At 70.2% G+C, this 26,336-nt stretch carries 24 protein-coding genes and 5 tRNA genes; 11 read left to right on the top strand and 18 right to left on the bottom strand.

Annotated elements, in window-relative coordinates:
* Nucleotides 1-38: 38 nt before the first annotated feature.
* Both ABZ823_RS15045 and ABZ823_RS15040 read right to left on the bottom strand, forming a co-directional pair.
* Nucleotides 39-1,049: an NAD(P)H-dependent glycerol-3-phosphate dehydrogenase gene (locus ABZ823_RS15045; RefSeq protein ID WP_361659046.1), complete on the bottom strand. Its 1,011-nt coding sequence runs from the start codon at nucleotides 1,047-1,049 to the stop codon at nucleotides 39-41.
* Entirely contained in the window at nucleotides 1,046-1,816 is a 771-nt protein-coding gene (locus ABZ823_RS15040) for a lysophospholipid acyltransferase family protein (RefSeq protein ID WP_361659042.1), read from the bottom strand. The genes ABZ823_RS15045 and ABZ823_RS15040 overlap by 4 nt, the downstream gene beginning before the upstream one ends.
* Before the next feature lie 235 nt (nucleotides 1,817-2,051).
* Here ABZ823_RS15040 and cofC point away from each other — a divergent pair, with 235 nt between their 5' ends.
* On the top strand, nucleotides 2,052-2,699 hold the full coding sequence (cofC, locus tag ABZ823_RS15035; protein WP_361659040.1) for a 2-phospho-L-lactate guanylyltransferase: 648 nt from the start codon (nucleotides 2,052-2,054) through the stop codon (nucleotides 2,697-2,699).
* Nucleotides 2,700-2,841: 142 nt separating this feature from the next.
* Complete coding sequence (locus tag ABZ823_RS15030) at nucleotides 2,842-3,045, top strand: hypothetical protein (protein ID WP_361659037.1); 204 nt, start codon at nucleotides 2,842-2,844, stop codon at nucleotides 3,043-3,045.
* A 75-nt stretch (nucleotides 3,046-3,120) separates the two neighbouring features.
* Here the strand turns inward: ABZ823_RS15030 and ABZ823_RS15025 are convergent, their stop codons facing one another.
* The 4 genes from ABZ823_RS15025 to leuC form a co-directional block, all read right to left on the bottom strand.
* Nucleotides 3,121-3,756: an HU family DNA-binding protein gene (locus ABZ823_RS15025; protein ID WP_361659034.1), complete on the bottom strand. Its 636-nt coding sequence runs from the start codon at nucleotides 3,754-3,756 to the stop codon at nucleotides 3,121-3,123.
* Between the two features lie 127 nt (nucleotides 3,757-3,883).
* Nucleotides 3,884-4,114 (bottom strand): hypothetical protein, encoded by a 231-nt coding sequence (locus tag ABZ823_RS15020; protein WP_361659031.1) that lies wholly within the window; start codon nucleotides 4,112-4,114, stop codon nucleotides 3,884-3,886.
* 267 nt (nucleotides 4,115-4,381) lie between these two features.
* Nucleotides 4,382-4,975, bottom strand: a complete 594-nt coding sequence (gene leuD, locus ABZ823_RS15015; protein WP_361659028.1) for a 3-isopropylmalate dehydratase small subunit — start codon at nucleotides 4,973-4,975, stop codon at nucleotides 4,382-4,384.
* Between the two features lie 6 nt (nucleotides 4,976-4,981).
* Entirely contained in the window at nucleotides 4,982-6,412 is a 1,431-nt protein-coding gene (gene leuC, locus ABZ823_RS15010) for a 3-isopropylmalate dehydratase large subunit (protein WP_361659025.1), read from the bottom strand.
* Between the two features lie 190 nt (nucleotides 6,413-6,602).
* Between leuC and ndgR the strand changes: the two genes are divergently transcribed.
* Nucleotides 6,603-7,319 carry an IclR family transcriptional regulator NdgR gene (gene ndgR / locus ABZ823_RS15005; RefSeq protein ID WP_009320373.1) on the top strand — a complete coding sequence of 239 codons (717 nt, stop codon included), beginning with the start codon at nucleotides 6,603-6,605 and terminating at the stop codon, nucleotides 7,317-7,319.
* A 392-nt stretch (nucleotides 7,320-7,711) separates the two neighbouring features.
* Here the strand turns inward: ndgR and ABZ823_RS15000 are convergent.
* The 10 genes from ABZ823_RS15000 to ABZ823_RS14955 form a co-directional block, all read right to left on the bottom strand.
* A tRNA-Glu gene (locus tag ABZ823_RS15000) sits at nucleotides 7,712-7,784 on the bottom strand.
* 28 nt (nucleotides 7,785-7,812) lie between these two features.
* Nucleotides 7,813-7,884: transfer RNA gene (locus tag ABZ823_RS14995), tRNA-Gln, on the bottom strand.
* Between the two features lie 20 nt (nucleotides 7,885-7,904).
* A tRNA-Glu gene (locus tag ABZ823_RS14990) sits at nucleotides 7,905-7,977 on the bottom strand.
* Between the two features lie 61 nt (nucleotides 7,978-8,038).
* Nucleotides 8,039-8,111, bottom strand: a tRNA-Glu gene (locus ABZ823_RS14985).
* A gap of 39 nt (nucleotides 8,112-8,150) precedes the next feature.
* Nucleotides 8,151-8,222, bottom strand: a tRNA-Gln gene (locus ABZ823_RS14980).
* A 90-nt stretch (nucleotides 8,223-8,312) separates the two neighbouring features.
* The gene (locus ABZ823_RS14975) at nucleotides 8,313-9,068 is read right to left on the bottom strand and encodes an HAD family hydrolase (RefSeq protein ID WP_361659022.1); all 756 of its coding nucleotides are present in this window, start codon (nucleotides 9,066-9,068) and stop codon (nucleotides 8,313-8,315) included.
* 51 nt (nucleotides 9,069-9,119) lie between these two features.
* The gene (locus tag ABZ823_RS14970; RefSeq protein ID WP_361659018.1) at nucleotides 9,120-9,821 is read right to left on the bottom strand and encodes a DUF4241 domain-containing protein; all 702 of its coding nucleotides are present in this window, start codon (nucleotides 9,819-9,821) and stop codon (nucleotides 9,120-9,122) included.
* A 204-nt stretch (nucleotides 9,822-10,025) separates the two neighbouring features.
* The gene (gltX, locus tag ABZ823_RS14965) at nucleotides 10,026-11,501 is read right to left on the bottom strand and encodes a glutamate--tRNA ligase (RefSeq protein WP_361659015.1); all 1,476 of its coding nucleotides are present in this window, start codon (nucleotides 11,499-11,501) and stop codon (nucleotides 10,026-10,028) included.
* Complete coding sequence (locus tag ABZ823_RS14960) at nucleotides 11,494-12,270, bottom strand: fumarylacetoacetate hydrolase family protein (RefSeq protein ID WP_361659012.1); 777 nt, start codon at nucleotides 12,268-12,270, stop codon at nucleotides 11,494-11,496. The genes gltX and ABZ823_RS14960 overlap by 8 nt, the downstream gene beginning before the upstream one ends.
* A gap of 333 nt (nucleotides 12,271-12,603) precedes the next feature.
* The gene (locus ABZ823_RS14955) at nucleotides 12,604-12,792 is read right to left on the bottom strand and encodes a hypothetical protein (protein ID WP_361659010.1); all 189 of its coding nucleotides are present in this window, start codon (nucleotides 12,790-12,792) and stop codon (nucleotides 12,604-12,606) included.
* A gap of 592 nt (nucleotides 12,793-13,384) precedes the next feature.
* Here ABZ823_RS14955 and ABZ823_RS14950 point away from each other — a divergent pair.
* From ABZ823_RS14950 to ABZ823_RS14915, 8 genes are all read left to right on the top strand, one after another.
* Complete coding sequence (locus ABZ823_RS14950) at nucleotides 13,385-17,104, top strand: nitrate- and nitrite sensing domain-containing protein (RefSeq protein ID WP_361659008.1); 3,720 nt, start codon at nucleotides 13,385-13,387, stop codon at nucleotides 17,102-17,104.
* A gap of 9 nt (nucleotides 17,105-17,113) precedes the next feature.
* Complete coding sequence (locus ABZ823_RS14945) at nucleotides 17,114-17,527, top strand: roadblock/LC7 domain-containing protein (protein ID WP_037764993.1); 414 nt, start codon at nucleotides 17,114-17,116, stop codon at nucleotides 17,525-17,527.
* 111 nt (nucleotides 17,528-17,638) lie between these two features.
* The gene (locus tag ABZ823_RS14940; protein WP_055493544.1) at nucleotides 17,639-18,037 is read left to right on the top strand and encodes a DUF742 domain-containing protein; all 399 of its coding nucleotides are present in this window, start codon (nucleotides 17,639-17,641) and stop codon (nucleotides 18,035-18,037) included.
* Nucleotides 18,018-18,593, top strand: a complete 576-nt coding sequence (locus ABZ823_RS14935; RefSeq protein WP_055614002.1) for an ATP/GTP-binding protein — start codon at nucleotides 18,018-18,020, stop codon at nucleotides 18,591-18,593. The genes ABZ823_RS14940 and ABZ823_RS14935 overlap by 20 nt, the downstream gene beginning before the upstream one ends.
* A 367-nt stretch (nucleotides 18,594-18,960) precedes the next feature.
* Nucleotides 18,961-22,254 (top strand): nitrate- and nitrite sensing domain-containing protein, encoded by a 3,294-nt coding sequence (locus ABZ823_RS14930; protein WP_361659004.1) that lies wholly within the window; start codon nucleotides 18,961-18,963, stop codon nucleotides 22,252-22,254.
* A 10-nt stretch (nucleotides 22,255-22,264) separates the two neighbouring features.
* Nucleotides 22,265-22,678, top strand: coding sequence for a roadblock/LC7 domain-containing protein (locus tag ABZ823_RS14925; RefSeq protein WP_004983065.1), 414 nt, complete (start codon nucleotides 22,265-22,267; stop codon nucleotides 22,676-22,678).
* Nucleotides 22,679-22,775: 97 nt separating this feature from the next.
* Nucleotides 22,776-23,345 carry a DUF742 domain-containing protein gene (locus ABZ823_RS14920; protein ID WP_361659001.1) on the top strand — a complete coding sequence of 190 codons (570 nt, stop codon included), beginning with the start codon at nucleotides 22,776-22,778 and terminating at the stop codon, nucleotides 23,343-23,345.
* Nucleotides 23,326-23,907: an ATP/GTP-binding protein gene (locus tag ABZ823_RS14915; RefSeq protein ID WP_270081481.1), complete on the top strand. Its 582-nt coding sequence runs from the start codon at nucleotides 23,326-23,328 to the stop codon at nucleotides 23,905-23,907. The genes ABZ823_RS14920 and ABZ823_RS14915 overlap by 20 nt, the downstream gene beginning before the upstream one ends.
* A gap of 164 nt (nucleotides 23,908-24,071) precedes the next feature.
* Here the strand turns inward: ABZ823_RS14915 and ABZ823_RS14910 are convergent, their stop codons facing one another.
* Together ABZ823_RS14910 and ABZ823_RS14905 are read right to left on the bottom strand one after the other, a co-directional pair.
* The gene (locus tag ABZ823_RS14910; protein WP_361658998.1) at nucleotides 24,072-24,269 is read right to left on the bottom strand and encodes an acyl-CoA carboxylase subunit epsilon; all 198 of its coding nucleotides are present in this window, start codon (nucleotides 24,267-24,269) and stop codon (nucleotides 24,072-24,074) included.
* A gap of 56 nt (nucleotides 24,270-24,325) precedes the next feature.
* A complete protein-coding gene (locus tag ABZ823_RS14905) occupies nucleotides 24,326-25,918 on the bottom strand; it encodes an acyl-CoA carboxylase subunit beta (RefSeq protein WP_361658995.1) in 1,593 nt (530 codons plus the stop codon).
* Nucleotides 25,919-26,336: the final 418 nt, after the last annotated feature.

Genomic DNA, 26,336 nt, shown 5'->3' with positions numbered 1-26,336 from the left:
GGTAGGACCCTGAGACAGCGTCCGCCGGCGTGGGTCGCTCAGCGTCGTTCGGGCTTCGCGCTGCGCGACATCAGCTCCTTGAGAGCGACGACCGGCGGCTTGCCCTCGTGCACGATCCCGACGACCGTCTCCGTGATGGGCATGTCGACGCCGTGCCTGCGGGCCAGATCCAGCACGGACTCACAGGACTTGACGCCCTCTGCGGTCTGCCGGGTGACCGCGATGGTCTCCTCCAGCGTCATGCCCTTGCCCAGGTTGGTGCCGAAGGTGTGGTTGCGCGACAGCGGCGAGGAGCAGGTCGCCACCAGGTCGCCGAGGCCCGCGAGACCGGAGAAGGTCAGCGGGTCGGCGCCCATGGCGAGCCCGAGCCGGGTGGTCTCGGCGAGCCCGCGCGTGATGAGCGAGCCCTTGGCGTTGTCGCCGAGACCCATGCCGTCCGCGATGCCGACCGCGAGACCGATGACGTTCTTGACCGCCCCGCCGAGTTCGCAGCCGACGACGTCGGTGTTGGTGTACGGGCGGAAGTACGGCGTGTGGCAGACGGTCTGGAGGCGCTGCGCGACCGCCTCGTCGGTGCAGGCCACCACGGCGGCGGCGGGCATCCGCGCGGCGATCTCACGGGCCAGGTTGGGTCCGGTGACGACGGCGACGCGTTCCGGGCCGACCTTGGCGACGTCCTCGACGACCTCGCTCATCCGCATGGCGGAGCCGAGTTCGACGCCCTTCATCAGCGAGACGAGGATCGTGCGGGGCGCGAGCAGCGGCGTCCACTCGGCCAGGTTCCCGCGCAGGGTCTGGGAGGGGATCGCGAGTATCGTGAAGTCGGCGTCCCGCGCGGCCTCGGCCGGGTCCGTGGTGGCCCTCAGGTTCTCGGGCAGTTCGACGCCCGGCAGGTAGTCCGGGTTCGTACGGGTGGAGTTGACCGCCTCGACGAGTTCCCTGCGGCGCGCCCACAGGGTGACCTCGCACCCGGCGTCGGCGAGCACCGTGCCAAAGGCCGTTCCCCACGATCCCGTCCCGAACACGGCCGCCTTGACCGGCTTGCTCACTTGCCCTGCCCCTCCTTCTCGCGTGCCTTCTCCTGGGCGGCAGTGCGGCGGCGCTGCTGGATGCGCACCTCGCGCGGGTCGTACCGCTTCTCGGGCGCCTTCTCGCCGCGGATCTCCTCCAGCTGGCGGGTGATGGCCGCCATGATGGCCTCCGTCGCCTCCTTCAGGAGCTCGGGGGACATCTCCTTGTCGTAGAAACGCGTGAGGTCCACCGGCGGGCCCGCGAGCACATGGTGGGTCTTGCGCGGAAAGAGGTTCGGCTTCTTGGCGTAGGGCGGCAGCAGCTCGTTGGCCCCCCACTGGGCGACGGGGATCACCGGGCACTTGGTCTGGAGCGCGACGCGGGCGGCACCGGTCTTGCCGGTCATCGGCCAGCCCCCCGGGTCCCGGGTGAGGGTGCCCTCGGGGTAGAAGGCGACGCACTCTCCGCGCTCCACGGCGTCGATCGCGGCCCGGAAGGCGCTGAGGGCGTCCGTGGTCTCGCGGTAGACGGGAATCTGCCCGGTGCCGCGCATCGCGGCACCGACCAATCCCTTCTTGAAAAGACCGCTCTTGGCGAGGAAACGAGGAACGCGCCCGGTGTTGTACTGGTAGTGCGCGTAGGCGAACGGGTCCACATGCGAATTGTGGTTCACCGCGGTGATAAATCCGCCATCGACCGGAATGTTCTCCATTCCGCGCCAGTCCCGCTTGAGCAGAACCACCAGCGGCGGTTTGCAGAGGACCGCTGCGAAGCGGTACCAGAAGCCGATTCTGCGGCGGGGCACGCGGACACCTTCCTCTAGGGACCCGGCGGTCAGGCCCGGGCTGGGGGCTGGGGCCGCACAAGTGTCGCCCCGCGCCGCCCGTCTGTCGAGAACACCGTACGCCCGCCCGTCTCCCGCGACCGCCCTTGCATGGGGCTTCGCACACCTTTTCCACGCGCCGACCGCCGGGAGGGCCGACGGTGTCCGGGGAGGATCCGGGTGACAATGGACGCGCCAAGACAGGGACGGAGCGCTCGTGCAGTGGACTGTGGTCGTACCTCTGAAAGCCCTTGCGCGGGCCAAGAGCAGGCTCTCGGACACCGCCGCGGACGGTCTGCGTCCGGGACTCGCCCTCGCCTTCGCCCAGGACACGGTGGCCGCGACGCTCGCCTGTGCGGCGGTGCGTGATGTGGCGGTCGTCACGGGCGACCCACGGGCCGCGCGCGAGCTGGCGGCCCTGGGTGCCCGGGTGGTCACGGACGAGCCGGCGGACGGTCTGAACGCCGCGCTCGCCCATGGGGAGAAGGTCGTACGGGGGCTTCGGCCCGGCGCCGCCGTCGCCGCACTGAATGCCGATCTCCCGGCACTGCGACCGATGGAATTGACCCGGGTCCTCGATGCGGCCGCCGAATTCCCGCGCGCTTTTCTGCCCGATGCCGCCGGAATCGGAACGACGCTGCTCGCCGCGGGCCCCGGACGGGAATTGCTGCCCGCTTTCGGTACGGATTCGCGGGCGCGGCACCGCGCCTCCGGCGCGGTGGAAATCGCCCTCGACGCGGTGGACTCCGTACGTCAGGACGTGGACACCGGCGACGACCTGCGCGCGGCGCTGGCCCTGGGCGTGGGCCCGCGCACGGCAGCGGCGGCGGCCCGGCTGCTGATCCCGGGACAGCCGGCGGGCTGAGGCGCCTGCCACGGCCTGCGGACAGGTCTCCTTTCCCGTGCGGGCGCAGCGCCGCCCGCCCCGTGGGGGCCGCGTGCTGCCCGGCCGGGCAGCGGCCGGGACAGGCGTGGGACGGTCGACAGACGGTCGATAGGCTGCCGTCATGCAGGCGACCGCGTACACCTACGATCCCGAGACCCGCACCGGCCAGGTGCTGCTCGACGACGGCACTCCCGTCCCCTTCGACGCGCCCGCGTTCGACGCGGGCGGGCTCCGGCTGCTGCGCCCGGGGCAGCGGGTGCGGATCGAGACGGAGGGCGAGGGCGAGGCCCGGCGGATCACGCTGGTGACCCTGCACACCTTCTGAACACACCCCCGGACACACCGCGGGCCGGGCTCCCCCTGGGAGCCCGGCCCGGCGCGTGAGTGCCCGTGCGCCCCGCTACCGGCGGGCGGTGGTCTTCTTGGCCGTGGTCTTGCGTCCGGTGGACTTCTTCGCCGGGGCCTTCTTCGCCGGGGCCTTCTTGGCCGCCGCCTTCTTCGCGGTGGTCTTCTTGGCGGTCGTCTTCTTCGCGGCCGCGGTCGTCTTCTTCGCGGTCGTCTTCTTCGCGGTGGTCTTCTTCGCGGCCGCCGTGGTCTTCTTCGCGGGGGCCGCCTTCTTGGCTGCGGCCCTCTTCGCGGGGGCCGCCTTCTTGGCGGTGGTCTTCTTGGCCGCGGCCTTCTTCACCGTGGCCGCGGCACCGCCGGTGAGGCTGCCCTTGGGCGCCTTCTTGACGGAGACCTCACCACCGCGCGGCAGCTTCTTCGTGCCGCTGACCAGGTCCTTGAAGCCCTGGCCTGCGCGGAAGCGCGGCACGGAGGTCTTCTTGACCCGAACCCGCTCGCCCGTCTGGGGGTTCCGGGCGTACCGGGCAGGACGCTCCACCTTCTCGAACGAACCGAAGCCGGTGACCGAGACCCGGTCGCCTCCGACGACCGCGCGGACGATGGCGTCCAGGACCGCATCGACAGCATCGGCGGCCTGCTGGCGACCGCCCATCTTGTCGGCAATCGCTTCTACGAGCTGCGCCTTGTTCACGTCTTCCCCTTCGGAGACATCGCCAGAACGAAAGTGTTCAAGCTTTTTCGCACGTTAGGCAGATATATACCGCAAATCAAACACGAAACGGGCTTATCACCCTTGTGCCGCAACCGACTCGGCCGCCTCAGAGTTCCTCTTCGGGGATTCGCCCCGCGTCGAGGTCGGTGACGAACCGCTCGAGACGCCTGGCCGCTTCGGCGGGATCGTGCTTGGCCGCGGCCGTAATGACCAGCAGCTTCCGGGTCAGCGCCATCCGTACGCCCTCCGGGACTTGCAGTGCGCGCACACTGGAGTGCGCTTCCTTGAGTTGGGCCGCGACCGCCGTATAGAGCTCGAGTTGGCCGTCGTTGTCCATGCACAGATTGTGCCATCTGGGGCGAGTTGTCGCCCGCGCTGGGGGCAACTGCCGCCTCCCCGCGGCCTGCCCCGGAGCCGGGCGTCCGGTGCCGCCGAGCAGCGAATACCCCGGCAATGACCTTTGTAACGAGCGGTGTTGGCGTCCTTCGAGGCGGCGCGCCGGACCCGTTCGGGGGCGGATACGGCTGTACCCCCAACCGTCCACGATTGGGGGTACAGACAGGTGTTGCGGTGGCCGAAACCCGCCCTTGCGGGCGGCCCCGGGTCAGACCTGGAGCGTCCGCGGCTTGTACGCCGGGCGACCGGCCTCGTACGCGGCGATGTCGGCCTCGTTCCGGAGGGTGATCGAGATGTCGTCGAGGCCGTTCAGCAGCCGCCAGCGGGAGTTCTCGTCCAGCTCGAAGACGGCGGTGACGCCCGCGGCGCGCACCTCGCGGGCCTGAAGGTCGACCGTGACCTCGGCCTGCGGGTCGTTCTCCGTGAGCTCCCACAGCGCGTCCACGATCTTCTGCTCCAGCACGACCGTGAGCAGGCCGTTCTTGAGCGAGTTGCCACGGAAGATGTCGGCGAAGCGAGAGGAGATGACCGCCTTGAAGCCGTAGTTCTGAAGCGCCCAGACGGCGTGCTCACGGGAGGAGCCGGTACCGAAGTCGGGGCCCGCGACCAGGACGGTCGCGCCCTGGCGCTCCGGGCGGTTGAGCACGAACTCGGGGTCCTTGCGCCAGGCCTCGAACAGCCCGTCCTCGAACCCGTCCCGGGTCACCTTCTTGAGCCAGTGGGCGGGGATGATCTGGTCGGTGTCGACGTTGCCGCGCCGCAGCGGGACGGCCCGGCCGGTGTGCGTGGTGAATGCTTCCATGGCGTCTCAGACTCCAGCGGGCGTACGAGTGTCGGCGTCGGTCAGGTCGGCGGGCGACGCGAGGTGGCCCAGGACCGCCGTCGCGGCGGCCACCTGCGGCGAGACCAGGTGCGTACGGCCGCCCTTGCCCTGCCTGCCCTCGAAGTTGCGGTTGGAGGTGGAGGCGGAGCGCTCGCCCGGGGCCAGCTGGTCGGGGTTCATGCCGAGGCACATCGAGCAGCCCGCGTGCCGCCATTCGGCGCCGGCCTCCTTGAAGACCACGTCCAGGCCCTCGGAGACGGCCTGCAGGCCCACCCGCGCGGATCCCGGGACGACCAGCATCCGTACGCCGTCGGCGACTTTGCGGCTCCTGAGGATCTCGGCCGCGGCGCGCAGGTCCTCGATGCGGCCGTTGGTGCAGGAGCCTACGAAGACGGTGTCCACCTTGATGGTCCGCAGCGACTGACCGGCCTCCAACCCCATGTATTCGAGGGCCTTTTCGGCGGCGAGGCGCTCCGAAGCGTCCTCGTACGAAGCCGGATCGGGGACGGAGGCCGAAAGCGGGGCACCCTGGCCCGGGTTGGTGCCCCAGGTGACGAACGGGGACAGCTCGGCGGCGTCGATCCGGACCTCGGCGTCGAATTCCGCGTCGTCGTCGGTCCGCAGGGTCTTCCAGTACTCGACCGCGGCGTCCCAGTCGGCGCCCTCGGGGGCGTGCGGGCGGCCCTTGAGGTAGGCGAAGGTGGTCTCGTCGGGGGCGATCATGCCCGCGCGGGCACCGGCCTCGATGGACATGTTGCAGATGGTCATGCGGGCCTCCATCGAGAGCTTCTCGATGGCCGAGCCGCGGTACTCCAGGATGTAGCCCTGGCCGCCGCCGGTGCCGATCCTGGCGATGATCGCCAGGATCAGGTCCTTGGCGGTGACGCCTTCGGGCAGCTCGCCGTCGACCGTGATGGCCATGGTCTTCGGCCGGGCCATCGGCAGGGTCTGGGTGGCGAGCACATGCTCGACCTGGGAGGTGCCGATCCCGAATGCCAGCGCGCCGAAGGCACCGTGCGTCGAGGTGTGGGAGTCGCCGCAGACGACGGTGGTGCCCGGCTGGGTCAGGCCCAGCTGGGGGCCGACGACGTGCACGACGCCCTGCTCGATGTCGCCCAGCGGGTGGAGACGGACGCCGAACTCGGCGCAGTTCTTGCGCAGCGTCTCCAGCTGGGCGCGGGAGACCGGGTCCGCGATGGGCTTGTCGATGTCGAGGGTGGGGGTGTTGTGGTCCTCGGTCGCGATGGTGAGGTCGAGCCTGCGCACCTGGCGGCCGGTCTTGCGCAGCCCGTCGAACGCCTGGGGGCTGGTCACCTCGTGCAGCAGGTGCAGATCGATGTAGAGGAGGTCGGGCTCGCCCTCGGCGCGCCGGACGACATGGTCGTCCCAGACCTTCTCCGCGAGTGTCCTACCCATCGCTTTCCCTTCGGCCGGGCACGAGTGCGCCGACCCAACTAGAGATCTTGGGGTGGCAGCGCCCGTCCCCCTCGTTTCCGGGCGTCCGCCGCCGGGCCCGTTGGTCCGCGGGCCGTCGTGAATTCCAGGGTGGCGCGTTCCACGGAAAATTGAACTTGCGTTTCACAGAGTGAGACGTGAGTATCGTTGCATGGACAACAGTAGCGGCGTCGGCGTTCTGGACAAGGCGGCCCTCGTCCTGAGCGCTCTGGAGTCCGGTCCGGCCACCCTCGCGGGTCTGGTCGGCGCCACCGGACTGGCACGACCCACGGCCCACCGCCTGGCCGTGGCGCTGGAGCACCACCGCATGGTGGCGCGTGACATGCAGGGCCGTTTCATCCTCGGCCCCCGGCTGGCCGAGCTGGCCGCGGCGGCGGGCGAGGACCGCCTGCTGGCGACGGCGGGTCCGGTGCTGACCCACCTGCGCGACGTCACGGGCGAAAGCGCTCAGCTCTATCGCCGTCAGGGGGACATGCGTATCTGCGTCGCCGCCGCGGAGCGCCTGTCCGGCCTGCGGGACACGGTACCGGTGGGCTCCACCCTCACCATGAAGGCCGGCTCCTCGGCGCAGATCCTGATGGCCTGGGAGGAGCCCGAGCGGCTGCACCGCGGCCTCCAGGGCGCCCGCTTCACGGCGACGGCCCTGTCGGGCGTACGGCGCCGGGGCTGGGCCCAGTCCATCGGGGAGCGCGAGCCCGGCGTGGCCTCCGTCTCCGCGCCCGTGCGGGGCCCCTCCAACCGTGTGGTGGCGGCGGTGTCCGTCTCCGGCCCCATCGAGCGCCTGACGCGCCACCCGGGCCGGATGCACGCGCAGGCGGTCATCGACGCGGCCGCCCGCCTCTCCGAGGCTCTGCGCCGCTCCGGCTGACCGCCCCGGCGGCACATCGAGGGCATCTCGAGGAAGGACAGGCCGGCCTCAACGCCGCGGCAGGCCCCTTCCGACAGCGGACGCGGGCGCGGAGAGCTCGGAGACCTGGGACTCGTGCGCGATGCTCAGAAAGCTCGGATACCTGGGCGCCGCGCCACAGGGGACACATCGCCTCAGCCACATCGGTCACTTCTGCAACAGAGGGGCGCTACGCCACACCGGCCGCATGTGCCACACTCGCCACATCGGCCCCATCGGCCACAGGAAACACGGATCACGCGCGTCCGTGCGGCCCCCGGGCCGGGACGCCGAAGTCCTCGTGCCACTCGCGCAGTTGACGGCACCCGGAAACGCCGCAGGGCCTCCACCGGGGTGGAGGCCCTGCGAACTCGTACCCCCGACCGGATTCGAACCGGCGCTACCGCCTTGAGAGGGCGGCGTGCTAGGCCGCTACACAACGGGGGCGAGGATCTTACGTTTCCGCAGATCCGAGCTGGTCTACCTGGACTCGAACCAAGACTAACTGAACCAGAATCAGTCGTGCTGCCAATTACACCATAGACCAATGTGGTTTAGACCAGACAGTACCCCCGACCGGATTCGAACCGGCGCTACCGCCTTGAGAGGGCGGCGTGCTAGGCCGCTACACAACGGGGGCCCTAGCGATCCTGCATCGAGAGCAACGGGAGCGACCCGGCTGTCCTCGCGGGAAGGATCTGTACCCCCGACCGGATTCGAACCGGCGCTACTGCCTTGAGAGGGCAGCGTGCTAGGCCGCTACACAACGGGGGCTTGCGGATGAGATCCGCGAGTGCAGATGAGCTCTGCGAGCTGGCCTACCTGGACTCGAACCAAGACTAACTGAACCAGAATCAGTCGTGCTGCCAATTACACCATAGGCCACTGGAACGCAAGCCCCTGAGGGGGTTTTGTTCTAGCTTGCGCCTCCGGTACCGGCCTTTCGGCCCGCTCTCCGGCGGCGCAGGAAGAACATTACCCGAAGGTGGACGGCGCTCCAAAACGGGTATCCGCGCCGAGGAGCGCGGGGAGTTCGCCGAGGGAAGCGATCCGGTGCAGGCCGGCGGGCCCTTCGGGAGGCCCGGCGGGGCCCGGGTCCGTGACGACGCGCACACCGGCGCGGTCGATCCACACGGACAGCAGCCCGGCCTCGGCGGCTCCGCGACCGTCGATCTCCGGGTGATCACCGACGTACGCGACGTGCCCCGGGGCGAGCCCGAGGGCGTCGCAGGCCGCGCGGAAGGCCCGGGCGTCCGGCTTGGAGACGCCCAGCTCCGCGGCGCACAGCACGGCCTCGAAGCGGTCGCGGACGCCGAGGGTGCGGAGCTTGTGGTCCTGGACGTGGACGCTGGAGTTGGACAGCACGGCGTGCCGGTGGCTGGCGGCAAGGGTGTCCAGGACGGGCAGGACGTCCGGGAAGAGAGCCCAGGCGGCCTCGTAGTGGTCCAGATAGCGCCGGAACCAGGCGTCGGCCTCGTCGTCGGTCAGCGCCCGTCCCAGGAAGACCCGTACGCGGTCCCGGCGCTGTCCCTCGAAAGAGGTCTCCCCGGCCGCGTACCTGGCCCATTGGAGATCGGTGATCTGCCGCCACCGCACGAGGGCCCCTTCCACGCTCCCGGACCCGCCGAGCAGCCCCTCGGCGGTCAGGTGCCCGCGCATCCCGGCGCGGTCGGCGGTCGTGTAGTCGAAGAGGGTGTCGTCGACGTCCCAGACGACGGCCTTGATCGGCACGGGGTTCACCTCCGGCTCGGGGCCCTGACCGGGCCCGACGACGGTAGCCGCTCAGCCCGTGGCAGCGGCAGCCCCGCTCGGCTCCTCGGCGTCTGCCGGGTCGGGGGCGACGAAGAAGTCGGTGACGAAGCAGGTGACCTCACCGCTCGCCGCACGGCCGATCCAGGTGGGGTAGAAACCGTCTCCCCAGCCGGAGGTGAAGGCGGCCACGGTGTGACCCGTGTCCGGTGCGGTGACCAGGTGCGGACCGGGGGCCCAGTCGCTGTTCTCGAAGGCGTCCCACAGCGGCCCCTCGTCGCCCTCCCAGCCCTGGAAGGAGGACTCGGCCGCGGCGTCGTAGAAGCAGCCGGTGCCGGCGTCGACGCCGTAGCCGTAGAACTCGTCCTCGCCGAGCGCGCCGGCGTCCTGGCCCGGCAGGAGGGCGGGCTCCCACAGGGCGGTGGGCTCGTCGCGGATGACGAGGCGCGCGGCGGCCACCCGCAGATGGGGGTCGTCGGACGGCGGCTCGTCGGGCTGGGTCAGTGTCGCCACGGCCGCGTCGACGCGGTAGCGCCCGGGCGGGACGGAGACGCCGAAGGGCTCGATGTCCCCCTGGCCGAGGTAGACGAACGGGTCACAGGCCACGATCCGGCCGGTGGGCAGCCACAGCTCACCGCCGGGGCTCACGTCGATCGTGCCGACCGTTCCCGACTCGTACCGGAACGTGCTTCCGGGGGTGAAGAGCCATGTGTAGTCGCGGGCGGGCATCGGCATGAGAGCGCCTTTCCTTCGGGGACTGCGCACGGTGGATCCGCAAGTGGCACGGGGGACTTCGGCCCCGCGGCGACCGCGCGGTGCGTTGCCCGAACGGTAGTCCCCAGGACTGACGCACGGGGCCTTCGGGGCGCACGAGGGACGGCGGAGGGAATACGACAGGGCGGCAGCCTTGTGGCTGCCGCCCTGTGGATCAGCGAGCGCCTACGCCGCCGACCTCGCCAGTGCCGCGTCGATGCGGGCCAGCGTCCTGTCCTTGCCGAGGACCTGGAGGGACTCGAAGAGCGGCAGGCCGACCGTGCGGCCGGTGACGGCGACGCGGACCGGGGCCTGGGCCTTGCCGAGCTTGAGGCCGTGGGCCTCGCCCGCGGCCAGGACGGCCTCCTTCAGGGACTCCGGGGACGTCCAGTCGGCCGCCTCCAGCTTCTCCCGGGCCGTGCGCAGCAGCGCGTCGCTGCCCTCCTTCATCGCCTTCGCCCAGGACGCCTCGTCGAAGACCGGCTCCGGCAGGAACAGGAAGTCGACGTTCTCCGTGATCTCCGACAGGACCTTCAGACGGGTTTGCGCGTGCGGGGCGATCGCCTGCCACTTCGCCTCGTCGAAGTCCTCCGGTGCCCAGGGGGCGAACGGCGCCTTCAGCCACGGCCGGCAGCGCTCGGTGAAGTCCTTCACGTCCAGCAGGCGGATGTGGTCCGCGTTGATCGCCTCGGCCTTCTTCAGGTCGAAGCGGGCGGGGTTGGGGTTCACCTCCGCGATGTCGAAGGCGGCGACCATCTCGTCGACCGAGAAGATGTCGCGGTCCGGCGCGAGCGACCAGCCCAGCAGCGAGAGGTAGTTGAGCAGGCCCTCCGGCAGGAAGCCGCGCTCGCGGTAGAGGTTCAGCGACGACTGGGGGTCGCGCTTGGAGAGCTTCTTGTTGCCCTCGCCCATCACGTACGGCAGGTGGCCGAAGGCGGGCACGGACTTCGCGATCCCCAGCTCGGTCAGCGCCTTGTAGAGGGCGATCTGGCGGGGGGTGGAGGAGAGCAGGTCCTCGCCGCGCAGGACGTGGGTGATCTCCATCAGGGCGTCGTCGACCGGGTTCACGAGCGTGTACAGGGGCGCGCCGTTGGCTCGTACGATCCCGTAGTCCGGCACGTTCTCCGGCGTGAAGCTCAGCTCGCCGCGGACCAGGTCCGTGAAGGTGATCGTCTCGTCGGGCATGCGGAAGCGGACGATGGGCGTGCGGCCCTCGGCCTCGTACGCCGCCACCTGCTCGGCGGTCAGGTCGCGGCAGTGCCCGTCGTACCCGGACGGCTTCCCGGCGGCGCGGGCGGCGTCACGGCGGGCGTCCAGCTCCTCCGTGGTGCAGTAGCAGCGGTAGGCGTACCCACCGTCCAGGAGCTTCTGCGCGACGTCCTTGTAGATGTCCATCCGCTGGGACTGGCGGTACGGCGGGTGGGGGCCGCCGACCTCCGGGCCCTCGTCCCAGTCGAAGCCCAGCCAGCGCAGCGAGTCCAGGAGCTGGAGGTACGACTCCTCGGAGTCACGGGCCGGGTCCGTGTCCTCGATGCGGAAGACGAACGTGCCGCCGGTGTGGCGGGCGTACGCCCAGTTGAACAGGGCCGTGCGGACCAGTCCCACGTGGGGGTTGCCGGTCGGGGACGGACAGAAACGTACACGGACGGATCCGTTAGCCACGCTTGATCACCTTATTGGTGAGAGTGCCGATGCCTTCGATGGTGACGGCGACCTCGTCGCCGACGTTGAGGGGGCCGACCCCCGCGGGGGTGCCCGTGAGGATCACGTCGCCGGGGAGCAGCGTCATGGCCTCGGTGATGTTGACGATCAGATCCTCGATCGAGTGGATCATCTCGCTCGTACGGCCGAGCTGGCGCTGCTCGCCGTTGACCGTGAGCTGGATGGTGAGGTCGCTCGGGTCGACGTCGGTCTCCACCCAGGGGCCGAGGGGGCAGGAGGTGTCGAACCCCTTGGCCCGGGCCCACTGCTTCTCGCGCCGCTGGACGTCGCGTGCTGTGACGTCGTTGGCGCAGGTGTAGCCGAGGATCACGTCCTTGACGCGCTCGCGCGGCACCTCACGGCACAGGCGGCCGATCACCACGGCCAGCTCGGCCTCGTAGTGCAGCTCCTGGGAGAAGGACGGGTAGGCGATCTCGTCACCGGGGCCGATCACCGAGGTGGACGGCTTGAAGAAGGCGAACGGGGCCTCGGGCACCTCGTTGCCCAGCTCCCGGGCGTGCTCCGCGTAGTTGCGGCCGAAGGCCACGACCTTGTTGGGGAGCACGGGGGGCAGCAGCCTGACCTTGTTCAGCGGCACCTTCGTTCCGGAGAGCTCGAAGTCCGCGAACGGGATGCCCTTGATGATGTCGAGGACGAGCTCGTCCGGCTTGTCGCCCTCGACCGCGCCGAAGGCGACGTTCCCGTCGATGGAGAACCTGGCGATGCGCACGGGATGCTTGCGCCCCTTAACTGAGCTGGCTGGAGTCTGAGGCTCCAGGCTAACGCGGCCGGGGGCGGTGGCCTCCCGCATGACGACGGCGACCACCGGGATCGCGGGGGCATCGCCGGCGTCCGGGCACCCCGTGACACATGGCTTCGGGCGGACGTCCCCGGGGCGGTCCCGCGGGCACGCTGCCCGTCCGGTCCCGCGCGCGCACGCGGCCCGTCGGCTTCTGGAGCGACCGCTCCCCCGCAGGCCTACGCAACCCGGGCGGGGCCGCGCCCTCGGCCGCGCGCGCGGCGGCCGGCAGGGCGTTTGAGCGGGGTGTGCCCGGCGCGCGTACTACTCCGCGGCGGAGGCCTGGGCCGGGACCTCCATGAGAACGGTGCGCTTGGGATTGGCGGTCTGGGTGGGAAGGTCGACGGAGTGTTCCGGCGTCGCCGGGGCCCCCAGCTCGTCGGCGTCGGCGAGGTGCGCCAGCGTCGTGCGCCGCGGGTTGGCTATGGTGCGGAACATCATCGTGGTCTTCACTGTTGTCGTTGACCTTGTCGTGAGGGGCGCCGGGCGAGCTGCCGCCGGGGCGCGAGTTGTCGGATTCGCCATCCCTGTAAAGCGTCAGGCTAAACATTTAATTTCCACGCGACGCCGTGGAGAGCCCGTGACTTCGGTGTGAGTTTGCTCACGGGGCCGCAGACAAAAGACTCAATTCAGACAGCCAACAGGCCTCGTCAAAACGGACATTGCTCCACTGAAGCCTGCATTCCGCTCCTGATCATGGCGACTGGGACACCCGGCGGCACTCAATGGCTCGTACGCATACGCCCGTTATGTACGAGATCATTTTCTACCCCTCGTGACGTGTCCCTCACAACGTGTCACGGTGGTCACAGCCTCACCCGTTGGCCTTGTTGGAGATCCGGCACTGTGCTGGAATTCCACGGACCGCCGCGGGATCGCACCGGCGCGCAGGGGGCGCAACGCAGCGCCGAGCAGCGGCGGGGAGGGGGAGCCAGCGCCGGTCACTCACGACCACCCGGGGGGCGTATTCAGGACGCCTCTCACAACGCCGACACCGTCCCGCCGCTCACGCGGAGGGGCGCCTGGTCCAGAGGTTGCGACGCTAGTGCAGGGACGTTTCAAGAGGGATGGCAGCGCTTCGGCCGAGCCGGAGCCGCACGGCGGGACCGACCGCGGTTCCTCCCCCCAGCACGCCCAGAAGCCGGGACCGGCGCCGTCCGGCAGCGGTACCGAACGGCCCCGGCGCGCGAGCGCGCCCGGGGGTCCGACGGCACCCACTCCCCCGGCACCGCCCAAGAGCACCACACCGCTCGACCCAGGCCCGCGCGTGGCGCTGCGCAACTGGCGCATCTCCACGCGTCTGGTGTCGCTGCTCGCGCTCCCCGTGGTCGCCGCCACCTCGCTCGGTGCCCTGCGCATCAGCGACAACATGGACCAGATCCAGCAGCTCGACAACATGAAGCTGCTGACGGACATGACCAAGCAGGCGACCCAGCTGGCCGCCGCGCTCCAGGAGGAGCGCGACCAGTCCGCCGGTCCGCTCGCCCACGGCGCCACGACGTCCGACTTCACGGTCAAGGGCGTCCGCGACAAGACCAACCGCGCCCGCTCCTCCTTCCTGGAGGGCACCCAGGAGATCGGCGACGCCTCCGACAACGGCCAGCTCTCCGGTGTCCGCGACAGCGTCGTCGGCATCGCGAGCGAGCTGAACAACCTCAGCGCCATCCGGGCCGGCGCCTACAAGGACCCGCGTAACTCCACGCAGACGGTCGAGGCCTACCACCGTCTGATCACCCAGCTGCTCAGCCTCTCCCAGGACATGGCGGAGGCCACCAGCAACCCGGAGATGATCCAGCGCACCCGCGCACTGGCGGCCTTCTCCACCGCCAAGGAGTACGCCTCCATGCAGCGCGCGGTGATCGCGGCCGCGCTGCCCGCGAACATCGACTCGTTCGGCAAGCTCTCCGAGAACGACCGCCAGTACGCCCTGTCGGCCCTGGAGAGCCAGGACTCCGAGCTGGACAGCTTCCGCAGCATCTACGGCGACGGCGCCGAGGACCTGACGAAGCCGATCGACCAGGGCAGCCCGACGATCGAGGCCGCCGACCAGTACGCCAGCCGCGTGCTGAAGAGCGCGTCCGGCATGCGCAACCAGGACAAGCGCTCGTACAAGGACTGGGTCGACGACGACTCGACCAAGGTCGAGCAGATGAAGAAGATCGAGGGCACGCTGCTCGAGCAGATGGAGCAGAAGGCCCGCGAGCTGAAGAGCGCCTCGCAGCGCGAGGCGATCATCTCCGGTGCGCTGATCCTGCTCGTCCTCGGTGTCTCCCTCGTCGGCGCCTTCGTCGTGGCCCGCTCCATGATCCGCTCGCTGCGCCGTCTTCAGGAGACCGCGACCAAGGTCGCCCAGGACCGCCTGCCCGAGCTGGTCAAGCAGCTGTCCGAGTCCGACCCGCAGGACGTCGACACGTCCGTGGTGTCGGTCGGTGTGCACTCCCGGGACGAGATCGGCCAGGTGGCCGCGGCCTTCGACGACGTGCACCGCGAGGCGGTCCGCCTCGCCGCCGAGCAGGCCCTGCTGCGGGGCAACGTCAACGCGATGTTCACCAACCTCTCGCGCCGCTCCCAGGGTCTGATCCAGCGCCAGCTGTCGCTGATCTCCGAACTGGAGTCACGCGAGGCCGACCCGGACCAGCTGTCCTCGCTGTTCAAGCTCGACCACCTCGCGACGCGTATGCGCCGTAACGGTGAGAACCTCCTCGTCCTCGCCGGTGAGGAGCCCGGCCGCCGCTGGACCCGCCCGGTCCCGCTGGTCGACGTGCTCCGCGCCGCCGCGTCCGAGGTGGAGCAGTACGAGCGCATCGAGCTGGCCGCGGTCCCGACCACCGAGGTCGCCGGGCGGGTCGTCAACGACCTCGTGCACCTGCTCGCCGAGCTGCTCGAGAACGCCACCTCCTTCTCCTCGCCGCAGACCAAGGTCAAGGTCACCGGTCACGCGCTGCCCGACGGCCGCGTCCTGATCGAGATCCACGACACGGGTATCGGTCTGTCCCCCGAGGACCTCGCCCAGATCAACGAGCGGCTCGCCTCGCCGCCCACCGTGGACGTCTCGGTGTCCCGGCGCATGGGTCTGTTCGTGGTCGGTCGTCTGTCGCAGCGCCACGGCATCCGCATCCAGCTGCGGCCGTCCGACTCCGGTGGTACGACGGCGCTGGTCATGCTCCCGGTCGACGTCGCCCAGGGCGGCAAGAAGCCCGCTCCGGGCAAGCCGGGCGCGCCCTCCTCGGGCGGTCCGGCCGCCGCGCAGGCCGCCGCGGGCGCGGCCGCGGCCCGTCGCCAGGCCCAGCAGAGCGGTTCGTCCTTCGGTACCGGTTCGTCCGGCGGCCCCGGAGTGGGCGCCGCCCCGCAACGCGGGCAGGTGGGCCCCGGACAGGGTCCGCGTGCCGCGCTGCCCGGCACCGCGCCCGGCGGTCGTCACGGCGGACCACAGGGCCCCTCCTCACCGCAGCAGGGCCGGCCGGCCCCGGCGGGAGCGGGCGCCGGTGCCTTCGGGCAGGGCTCGCAGACGGCCCCGTCGTTCCAGGAGCCCGGCTCCCGTCAGGGCGGATTCGGCGACGGCGGCTCCGGCACACGCCCGGCGGGCTTCGGCGAGGACGGCTCCGCGGGCACTCCGCAGCAGTCCCAGCAGAAGCAGAAGCCTCAGCAGAAGCAGCCCAAGGAACGCGGTGGGCGGCGCCGTCCGCAGCTGCCCGGCCGTGGCGGTGCGCGGGCCGAGCTGCCCGGTGGCAGCCCGCAGCAGCGCACCCCGAGCTGGAGCGACGAGAACGCGCAGCCGTCGGTGCCGCGTGCCTCGCTGGACTCCCCGCGCGGCCACGAGGAGCCGGACGCGCTGTCCGCGACCTCCCCCATGCCACGCATCGACGACCGCCAGGGACCCGGTGCCGCCCCCGAGTTCGGCACCACGTCGCACCCCGGGGCGGGCGCGCCGCAGGGCGGCGGCCAGTTCGTCCGCTCCGACGTCTTCGGCGGCACGAACCAGGGTGCCGCCACGGGCAGGTTCCGCAACGCGGACCACGGTCAGGGAACGGGCCAGTTCCCGGTCCAAGGCCGCTCCCAGGACACCGGACAGTTCCCGGTCCCGGGCCGCGCCCAGAACCCGGCCGCCACCGGCCAGTTCCCCGCGCCGGGCTACGACGCCTCCGGCACCGGCCAGTTCGCCGCCCCCGGGTACGGAAACCGCCAGGACCCCTCCACCACCGGCCAGTTCGAGCGGCCGCAGGCGGTGGGCGACGGCTACGGCGCGTCCCTGCCGCCGGCCCAGCAGCGCCCGCAGCAGCAGCCTCCGCGCCGTCAGGAGCCCGAAGCGCTGCCGCCGGCGCCGGGCCCGGGCGACGGGCGTACTCCGCTGTACGACACGCTCGAGACGAACTGGTTCCGCGGCGGACAGGGACAGCAGCAGGGCCCCGGCCCCGCGGCCCCGGCCCCGCAGCCGCAGGCACCCGCGGCACCCCAGCGTCCGGCCGCCACGCCGGCCTGGCGCACCTCACCGAACGACGAGCTCGTCCGCCAGGCCGAGCGCGTGCGGCAGCCCGCCGCAGGCGGTATCACCACCTCCGGCCTGCCGCGCCGGGTCCCGCGCGCGAACCTCGTGCCGGGCACGGCCCAGCAGCAACAGCACCAAACCGGTCCGCAGGTCTCGCGTGCGCCCGATGACGTACGTGGCCGGCTGACCAACCTTCGACGGGGCATCGCTCAGGGTCGCCAGGCCGGTACCGGCCAGACCGGCAGCTTCCCCAGCCCCACTCACCAGCAGGAGCGTTAGTTGAGCCCGATGAGCCAGGCGGCACAGAACCTCAACTGGTTGATCACCAACTTCGTGGACAACACCCCCGGGGTGTCCCACACCGTCGTCGTGTCCGCCGACGGACTCCTCCTGGCGCTGTCGGAGGGCTTCCCCCGCGATCGCGCCGACCAACTGGCGGCCGTCGCCTCCGGACTCACCTCGCTGACGGCCGGGGCCTCCCGGATCTTCGAGGGGGGCACCGTGGCGCAGACGGTCGTCGAGATGGAACGCGGATTCCTGTTCCTCATGTCCATCTCGGACGGCTCGTCGCTGGCCGTGCTCTCCCACCCCGAGTGCGACATCGGCCTCGTCGGCTACGAAATGGCGCTCCTGGTGGACCGCGCGGGCGCGGTCCTCACGCCCGACCTGCGCGCCGAACTCCAGGGCAGTCTGCTCCACTGATAGGACCCGGTACCACCCACCTCACCAAATCACCGTCCGGCCGCCACAATCCCCCCACCGGCCCCGTCAGACGGCACGACTGACCGACTTGCTGTCCCGCCCGGAGGATTCATGACCCCGCCCACCGCCCATCATGATCCGTACGCCGAGCCGTACGGGGACGAGGGCGACCAGCCGCTGGTACGTCCGTACGCGATGACCGGCGGCCGGACCCGGCCGCGCTACCAGCTCGCCATCGAGGCGCTGATCAGCACGACGGCCGACCCGGCCCAGCTGATGGGACTGTTGCCGGAGCACCAGCGGATCTGCCACCTGTGCCGTGAGGTGAAGTCGGTGGCCGAGGTGTCGGCACTCCTCGCCATGCCGCTCGGTGTGGCCCGGATCCTCGTCGCGGACCTGGCGGAGGCCGGTCTCGTCGCGATCCACCAGCCTGGTGGCGACGAGAACAACGGCGGCGCGCCGGACGTGACACTGCTCGAAAGGGTGCTCAGTGGACTTCGCAAGCTCTGACGGAGGTCGGGCGACCACCTCCGCGAAGATCGTGGTGGCGGGCGGCTTCGGCGTGGGCAAGACCACGTTCGTCGGCGCCGTCTCGGAGATCAACCCGCTGCGCACGGAGGCCGTCATGACGTCTGCTTCGGCGGGCATCGACGACCTCACCCACACCGGGGACAAGACCACCACCACGGTGGCCATGGACTTCGGCCGCATCACCCTGGACCAGGACCTGATCCTGTACCTCTTCGGTACCCCCGGCCAGGACCGCTTCTGGTTCATGTGGGACGACCTGGTCCGCGGCGCCATCGGCGCCGTCGTCCTCGTCGACACCCGCCGCCTGGCCGACTGCTTCCCCGCGGTCGACTACTTCGAGAACTCGGGCCTGCCCTTCGTCATCGCCCTCAACGGCTTCGACGGGCACCAGCCCTACACGCCCGACGAAGTGCGCGAGGCACTCCAGATCGGCCCGGACGCGCCGATCATCACCACCGACGCCCGCCACCGCGCGGACGCCAAGAGTGCCCTGATCACCCTGGTCGAACACGCCCTCATGGCCCGTCTGCGGTAGATCAAGTCGTCGGCACCATACGGCAGTTGTCGTACATATGCGGGAGCCGACTGTGGCGTTTGACACGGTCGGCCCCGCTGTTCATAACGTTTCGACAGAGAAATCCAGTGGTATCGCCACGCGTCGCGGTCGGTCGGTGTCGCTGCGCTCACAAAAGCCCCGCCTTTTGGCGGGGCTCGCTCTTTATGACCGTTTTATCTGGGGCTTACACCGGATGGAATACTCACTTCCGAGTGTTTGGAATCGCGCAGGTCGACGTGCTGGAATGCCTGAACTGCCCATTAGTCAAGGACGTACAGGTCGGAGACAGGGCTCTGGAGACACCGCGGCACGACGTAGGTGCCGTCGCCGAGAGGTTGTTGGTCGAGTGAGGCGAAGCAAGAACAGTCCCGAGCCGTCGGCGCGGGGCAACTTCACCCCGCCGCCGCGCGGAGCGGCACCCGCACAAGTGCCCGGCCCGGAGCCAACGGCTCTCCCGCCCAGCGGCAGCCCCTTCTCCCCGCGCAACTGGCGCGTGCCGACCAGGCTGAACGCGATCCTGCTCATACCCGTGCTGGTCGGCCTCGTCATGGGCGGCTTCCAGGTGAAGAGCTCGATCGACACCTGGAACCAGGCCAGGGACGCCGAGAACACCGCCCGGCTGGTGCAGGCGTCGCTGAGCTACGCCGACGCGCTCTACCAGGAGCGCGACGCGTCCGCGGCACCCCTGCTGAAACCGGGCAGCAAGGGCGAGAAGGACCCGATCGTCCGCCAGGTCCGGGCCGCCACCGACAAGGCTGCCGACGCCTTCGACCAGGCCGCCCAGAACATGCCGCACAAATCCGGCCTGGAGCGCCGCCTCGCCATCTTCCGCACGGCGGAGCAGAATCTGCCGACACTGCGCCAGGAGGCATACACCTCCAAGCGCAAGGGCGTGCAGACGGAAGAGGGTTACGTCGCGGTCGCCCACCCGCTGATGGAGTTCGCCAACGAGCTCGGGCTCGGCACCGGCAACATCACCAGCTACGGCCGCACCGTCTACGCCATCTCGCTCACCAAGGCCGCGCTCTCGCTGGAGCGCTCGATCGGTATGCACCTGCTGATCCAGCCAGGCCCCGACGCCAAGAACCTCGCCAAGCAGCGCGTCGCCCTCTCCTCGTACGCCTACCTCGAGGGCATCGCCGTCGAGGAGTACCTCGGCGGCGGTACCGCGGCGGACGCCAGGAAACTGGAAGAGGCCAAGACGAAGCTGCAGGCGGACGGCAAGGCCCTGGCCCAGGAGGCGGCCGCCAAGGCGCAGTCCCAGGGCAAGACGTACGTGCCGCCGCCGTCCGCCCCCACGTCCGACCCCGCAACGAACATGGTCTCGGCGCTCGCCATCCTGCCGGCCCCGAACCAGGCGGCCGTCGCCGCGCTCGCGCAGCAGGGCGTCACCCCCGAGAACTGGTGGGCGGTGAACACCCTCAAGTACGACGCCTACCGTCAGATCGAGTCGGACCTCGCCGACAAGGCCGTGTCGGACGCCTCGGCCATCGCCGACGACGCCAAGACGTCCGCGTTCATCACCGGCGCCATCGTCGTCGTGGCCCTGCTCGCCGCGTTCATCATCGCCGGCCTCATGGCCCGCCAGATGAGCCGCTCGATGCGCCAGCTGCGCAACGCCGCCTTCGGCGTCGCCGAGCAGCGGCTGCCGATGCTGGTCGACCAGCTCTCGCGGACCGACCCGGGCCGCGTCGACACCCGCGTCACGCCGATCCCGATATCCTCCACGGACGAGATCGGCGAGGTCGCCCGCGCCTTCGACCAGGTCCACCGCGAGGCCGTCCGGCTCGCCGCCGAGCAGGCCCTGCTGCGGGGCAACATCAACGCGATCTTCACCAACCTCTCGCGCCGCAACCAGTCGCTGATCGAGGGCCAGCTGACCCTGATCACCGACCTGGAGAACAACGAGGCCGACCCGGACCAGCTCGAGAACCTCTTCCGGCTGGACCACCTCGCCACCCGTATGCGGCGCAACGGCGAGAACCTCCTCGTCCTCGCCGGCGAGGAGCCCGGCCGCCGCTGGGACCAGCCGGTCCCGCTGGTCGACGTGCTCCGCGCCGCCTCCTCCGAGGTGGAGCAGTACGAGCGCATCGAGCTGTCCGGTGTCCCGGAGGCCGAGATCCACGGCCGCGCCGTGACGGACCTCGTGCACCTGCTCGCCGAGCTGCTGGAGAACGCCACGACGTTCTCCTCGCCGCAGACCAAGGTCCGGGTGACCGCCACCCGCCTGCCCGACGGCCGGATCATGATCGAGATCCACGACAAGGGCATCGGCCTGACGGCCGAGGACTTCGCGGACATCAACCACAAGCTGGCCAACCCGCCGACCGTCGACGCCGCGATCTCGCAGCGCATGGGCCTGTTCGTGGTCGGCCGGCTGTCCGACCGGCACGGCATCCGGGTCCAGCTGCGCCCCTCCGGTGAGCAGGCGGGCACCACCTCGCTGGTCATGCTGCCGGACGCCATCACCCACGGCGGTGGCGGCGAGCAGCCGCTGGAGCGCGACGAGTTCACCGTGTCGCAGATCATCCCCGAGCAGCAGTTCCGGGGTGAGGACTTCGGGTCGTCGCAGCCCATGCGGACGGCCGCCGAGCTCGGCTTCGACGACAGCCGCTACTCCGAGGTCCCTGACGACGTCCGCGGACTGAACCCCGTCGGCCGCTCGCTGATGCGCGAGGAACGCCGCGCGGCCCTGGAGGCCCAGGCACAGGGGCACAGCAGGCCGCAGGAGGAGCAGGAGGCCTCCGCGTACCAGGAGGGCCTGGAGACGCGGCAGACCGCCTACGACAACGGGCAGCAGCCGTACGACAACGGCCGGCAGGCGTACGACAACGGCCGGCAGCCGTACGACAACGGGCAGCACGCGTACGGCGACCAGCGCGCCGCCTACGACCAGCAGACGGCGTACGAGGAGCCCCGCCGGACTGCTTACGAGGAGCAGTACTTCTCGCCGAACGGCGGCCTGCCGCAGAGCGAGGGCTTCCCGTCCGGCGGCTACCCGGAGCCCGGCTATGCGGAGCCGGTCCAGGAGAACCACTCGGCGGACCAGGACACCGCTTCGGGAACGTTCTCGGCTTTCAGCGAGTCGCCCTACCAGGGCGACTGGTCGAAGCCGGGCGACTACCAGAACGGCTACCGCGCCGATTACGCTCCGGAAACGGAATCCACGCAGGCCGCTGACGAGAGTGAGCGGGACCGCGTAGGCTTCGACCGTCCTGGACCGACCCCCTCCTCCGGCCACCAGCTGACCGACGCCGGACTGCCCCGCCGCGGCTCCACCGCGAACGGCACCGCCGACCGGCAGCAGCCCGTGTCGCAGGATCCACCGGCGGCCACGGAGACGGGCGACCAGTGGCGCTCCGCGAACGACCAGCGGTGGCAGCAGGCGTCGCAGCTCCGGAAGCCCAAGGCGGGCGGGGTCACCTCTTCCGGTCTGCCTCGGCGGGTACCCAAGGCGAACCTGATCGAGGGCGCCGCGGAAACGACCCCGCAGGGAGGCCCGCAGGTCTCCCGTGCCCCGGAGGATGTCCGGGGCAGGCTGAGCAACCTGCGTCGAGGCGTCCAACGCGGACGCAGCGCAGGCAGTGAAACGAACGGCCAGGGCTTCGGTCCTGACAGCACCTACAACCAGGAGCGTTAGTGTGAGCCCGATGAGCCAGGCGGCACAGAACCTGAACTGGTTGATCACCAACTTCGTGGACAACACCCCGGGGGTGTCCCACACGGTGGTGGTCTCCGCCGACGGACTCCTTCTGGCGATGTCCGAAGGCTTCCCGCGCGATCGCGCCGACCAACTGGCGGCCGTCGCCTCCGGTCTGACCTCGCTGACCGCGGGCGCCTCCCGCATCTTCGAGGGCGGCAGTGTGAACCAGACGGTTGTGGAGATGGAGCGGGGATTCCTCTTCATCATGTCCATCTCCGACGGTTCGTCGCTCGCGGTTCTGGCGCACCCGGAGGCGGACATCGGCCTCATTGGGTATGAGATGGCCCTCCTGGTCGACCGTGCCGGTACGGTCCTGACCCCGGACCTCCGCGCGGAGCTCCAGGGAAGCCTTCTCAACTAACAGACGAACGGTGTGTATTGGCGTCCCGGCACCGTAAGGTTTCGGGACGCGGCTTCCACAGGGATGGGTGCCCGGCGCAGTCGGAGGAGGAAAGAACGTGGCAACACCCCCAGGCGGTTCGCCCGCGGGTAACTGGTCCTATGGCCCCGGCCAGGGCCAGGGCGAACAGAACCGGTACAACTTCCCCTCCGCACCGAGCCCGCGGCGTCAGCCGTACCAACCTCAGGGGCCCGGCCCGTCGCCGTACGACCAGCCGCCGGCGCCGCGCATCCAGCCCGTGCAGCCGCAGCGCCGCTCCCCCGAGCCGGCACCCGCCGGCTCGTCGAACAACCCTCTGGTGCGTCCCTACGCCATGACGGGCGGGCGCACCAGGCCGCGCTACCAGCTCGCCATCGAGGCGCTGGTGCACACCACCGCGCAGCCGCACCAGATGCAGGGCCAGCTGCCCGAGCATCAGCGGATCTGCAACCTCTGCCGGGAGATCAAGTCGGTGGCCGAGATCTCGGCGCTCCTGACGATCCCTCTCGGCGTGGCCAGGATCCTCGTCGCCGACTTGGCGGAGGCGGGCCTGGTCGCCATCCATCAGCCCGGCGGCGCCGAGAACGCCGGCGGCCAGCCAGACGTGACACTGCTCGAAAGGGTGCTCAGTGGACTTCGCAAGCTCTAGCGGCGGTCCTTCCCGCTCCACCACCTCCGCGAAGATCGTGGTGGCGGGCGGCTTCGGCGTGGGCAAGACCACGTTCGTCGGCGCCGTCTCGGAGATCAACCCGCTGCGCACGGAGGCCGTCATGACGTCTGCTTCGGCGGGCATCGACGACCTCACCCACACCGGGGACAAGACCACCACCACGGTGGCCATGGACTTCGGCCGCATCACCCTGGACCAGGACCTGATCCTGTACCTCTTCGGTACCCCCGGCCAGGACCGCTTCTGGTTCATGTGGGACGACCTGGTCCGCGGCGCCATCGGCGCCGTCGTCCTCGTCGACACCCGCCGCCTGGCCGACTGCTTCCCCGCGGTCGACTACTTCGAGAACTCGGGCCTGCCCTTCGTGATCGCGCTGAACGGCTTCGACGGCAACCAGCCGTACAACCCCGAGGAGGTCCGCGAGGCACTCCAGATCGGCCCGGACACCCCGATCATCACGACGGACGCGAGACACCGGGCCGATGCGAAGTCCACGCTGATCACCCTGGTCGAGCACGCGCTGATGGCTCGGTTGCGGTAACGCGCCGCCGGGCACGGCTTCCGTGCCGTCCGCGGCTCGTATGTGGTCGCTCACGCGGTTCCCCGCGCCCCTTGGGGGGGTGCGGGGATATCTTTTTTCCCTGTGCACCGAGAAGGGCCCCTCCATCGCGGAGGGGCCCTTCTCGGACTGTTGGGTGGCGAAGCCTAGCCGTGCCAGCTGTGCGGTGCCCGGAAGCCGGGCTCGCGCTCCAGGCGGCGCCAGCCGGCCCTGGCGCGGCCCCGGTGGGCCGGCGAGGCGGCGGGCGGCTGGGTGGCCGCACGGGCCAGGAGGACGGCCGTGATGGCGGCGACTTCCTCCGGCTCTGCGTGGCCCTTCTCGACGCGGATGTCGGGAGCGTTCATGGGTGTCAGTCTCCTGAGAGAGGGGTCCGCGGGGTTGCCGCGATGGATCCGCTCGGTTACTGCGGGGGGTTGCCGTGCTTGCGGGCGGGCAGGTCCGCGTGCTTGGACTGGAGCATCGCCAGGGACTTGATCAGGACCTCGCGTGTCTGTGCCGGGTCGATGACGTCGTCCACCAGGCCCCGCTCCGCCGCGTAGTACGGGTGCATGAGCTCGGACTTGTATTCCTTGACCATCCGCGCCCGCATGGCCTCCGGGTCCTCCGCGCCCGCGATCTGACGGCGGAAGATGACGTTGGCGGCACCCTCTGCGCCCATCACGGCGATCTCGTTGGTCGGCCAGGCATAGGTGAGGTCCGCCCCGATGGACTGGCTGTCCATGACGATGTAGGCACCTCCGTACGCCTTGCGCAGGATCAGCGAGATCCGCGGCACGGTCGCGTTGCAGTAGGCGTACAGCAGCTTCGCACCGTGGCGGATGATTCCGCCGTGCTCCTGGTCGACACCGGGAAGGAACCCCGGGACGTCCAGGAACGTCATCAACGGAATGTTAAAAGCGTCACACATCTGGACAAAGCGCGCAGCTTTTTCCGACGCCTCGATGTCCAGGACCCCGGCGAGAGTCTGCGGCTGGTTGGCGATGATGCCCACCACCTGGCCGTCCAGCCGGGCCAGCGCGCAGATGATGTTGCGCGCCCAGCGCTCGTGGACCTCCAGGTACTCGCCGTCGTCGACGATCTCCTCGATGACCTTGGCCATGTCGTACGGACGGTTGCCGTCCGCCGGGACGAGGTCCAGCAGGACGTCGCTGCGGCGGTCCACGGCGTCCGTGGACTCGACCCGCGGCGGGTTCTCCCGGTTGTTCTGCGGGAGCAGCGACAGCAGGTAGCGCACCTCGGCGATGCACGTCTCCTCGTCGTCGTACGCGAAGTGGCAGACACCGGAGGTCTCGGCGTGCACGTCGGCGCCGCCCAGGCCGTTCTGGGTGATCTCCTCGCCCGTGACGGCCTTGACCACGTCCGGGCCCGTGATGAACATCTGGGACGTCTCACGCACCATGAACACGAAGTCCGTGAGGGCGGGGCTGTAGGCCGCGCCGCCCGCGCACGGGCCGAGCATCACGCTGATCTGCGGGATGACGCCGGACGCCTTGGTGTTGCGCTGGAAGATGCCGCCGTATCCCGCGAGCGCGCTGACGCCCTCCTGGATACGGGCGCCGGCGCCGTCGTTGAGGGAGACCAGCGGCGCACCCGCCGCGATGGCCATGTCCATGATCTTGTGGATCTTCGTGGCGTGGGCCTCGCCGAGGGCGCCGCCGAAGATGCGGAAGTCATGGGCGTAGACGAAGACCGTACGGCCTTCCACCGTGCCCCAGCCGGTGATCACACCGTCGGTGTACGGCTTCCTGGCCTCCAGGCCGAACCCGGTCGCCCGGTGCCGGCGCAGCTGCTCGACCTCCTGGAAGGACCCCGGGTCCAGGAGCAGCTCGATGCGCTCCCGGGCGGTCAGCTTGCCCTTGGCATGCTGCGCCTCGGTCGCCTTCTCGCTGGGGCCGGCCAGGGCCCGCGCACGGATCTCGTGCAGTTCGGCGACGCGCCCGCGCGCGTCGGTGGGCTCGCTCCCGGAATCTACAGCCTCGTCCAAAACGGTCATGTAGCGACCTTACGAAGTCCACCAAGGAAAGCGGCCCGTCGACTCCGTACAGTCTCCGACCCGTTTTCCTGGTACCCCTGAACAGAACCATCCCCGGATGCAGCCGATCCGACTGCTCAGGAGGGCCGAGCGTTGTGGAGCTCTCACAAAGACGTCACCCGAAAGCCACTGCACATTCGGCACCGTACATGCCATCTCCGGAGTGACACGGGGGCCTCGGAAGGCGGCGCCCTTCACCCTATCCGCCGCGCTTCGCTCCGTATCCGCCGCGCCCGGAAGGGACACACGACGGGTGATGTTGAATTTTGAACTGAATGGGGCTACCTTCAGTCATGTCGATACTCGTTGAAGGTTCAACAGACCTCTCAGCGCCCTCCCGGCTTTCCGCCCGGAAGCCGCGGACCGTCCCCAAGGAGCA

This window comes from Streptomyces sp. NPDC047079 (genome assembly GCF_040643755.1).
Taxonomy (GTDB): domain Bacteria; phylum Actinomycetota; class Actinomycetes; order Streptomycetales; family Streptomycetaceae; genus Streptomyces.
The sequence above is the reverse complement of the archived record's forward strand: the minus strand, read 5'-3'. Positions and strand labels throughout refer to the sequence as shown.

What these genes read in the sequence shown, in the direction of transcription:
- ABZ823_RS15030 (WP_361659037.1), top strand. Translation starts at nt 2,842, where the DNA reads ATGCAGGCGACCGCGTACACCTACGATCCCGAGACCCGCACCGGCCAG.
- ABZ823_RS15020 (WP_361659031.1), bottom strand. Translation starts at nt 4,114, where the DNA reads ATGGACAACGACGGCCAACTCGAGCTCTATACGGCGGTCGCGGCCCAA.
- leuD (WP_361659028.1), bottom strand. Translation starts at nt 4,975, where the DNA reads ATGGAAGCATTCACCACGCACACCGGCCGGGCCGTCCCGCTGCGGCGC.
- leuC (WP_361659025.1), bottom strand. Translation starts at nt 6,412, where the DNA reads ATGGGTAGGACACTCGCGGAGAAGGTCTGGGACGACCATGTCGTCCGG.
- ndgR (WP_009320373.1), top strand. Translation starts at nt 6,603, where the DNA reads ATGGACAACAGTAGCGGCGTCGGCGTTCTGGACAAGGCGGCCCTCGTC.
- ABZ823_RS14970 (WP_361659018.1), bottom strand. Translation starts at nt 9,821, where the DNA reads ATGCCGATGCCCGCCCGCGACTACACATGGCTCTTCACCCCCGGAAGC.
- ABZ823_RS14945 (WP_037764993.1), top strand. Translation starts at nt 17,114, where the DNA reads ATGAGCCAGGCGGCACAGAACCTCAACTGGTTGATCACCAACTTCGTG.
- ABZ823_RS14940 (WP_055493544.1), top strand. Translation starts at nt 17,639, where the DNA reads ATGACCCCGCCCACCGCCCATCATGATCCGTACGCCGAGCCGTACGGG.
- ABZ823_RS14925 (WP_004983065.1), top strand. Translation starts at nt 22,265, where the DNA reads ATGAGCCAGGCGGCACAGAACCTGAACTGGTTGATCACCAACTTCGTG.
- ABZ823_RS14910 (WP_361658998.1), bottom strand. Translation starts at nt 24,269, where the DNA reads ATGAACGCTCCCGACATCCGCGTCGAGAAGGGCCACGCAGAGCCGGAG.
- ABZ823_RS14905 (WP_361658995.1), bottom strand. Translation starts at nt 25,918, where the DNA reads ATGACCGTTTTGGACGAGGCTGTAGATTCCGGGAGCGAGCCCACCGAC.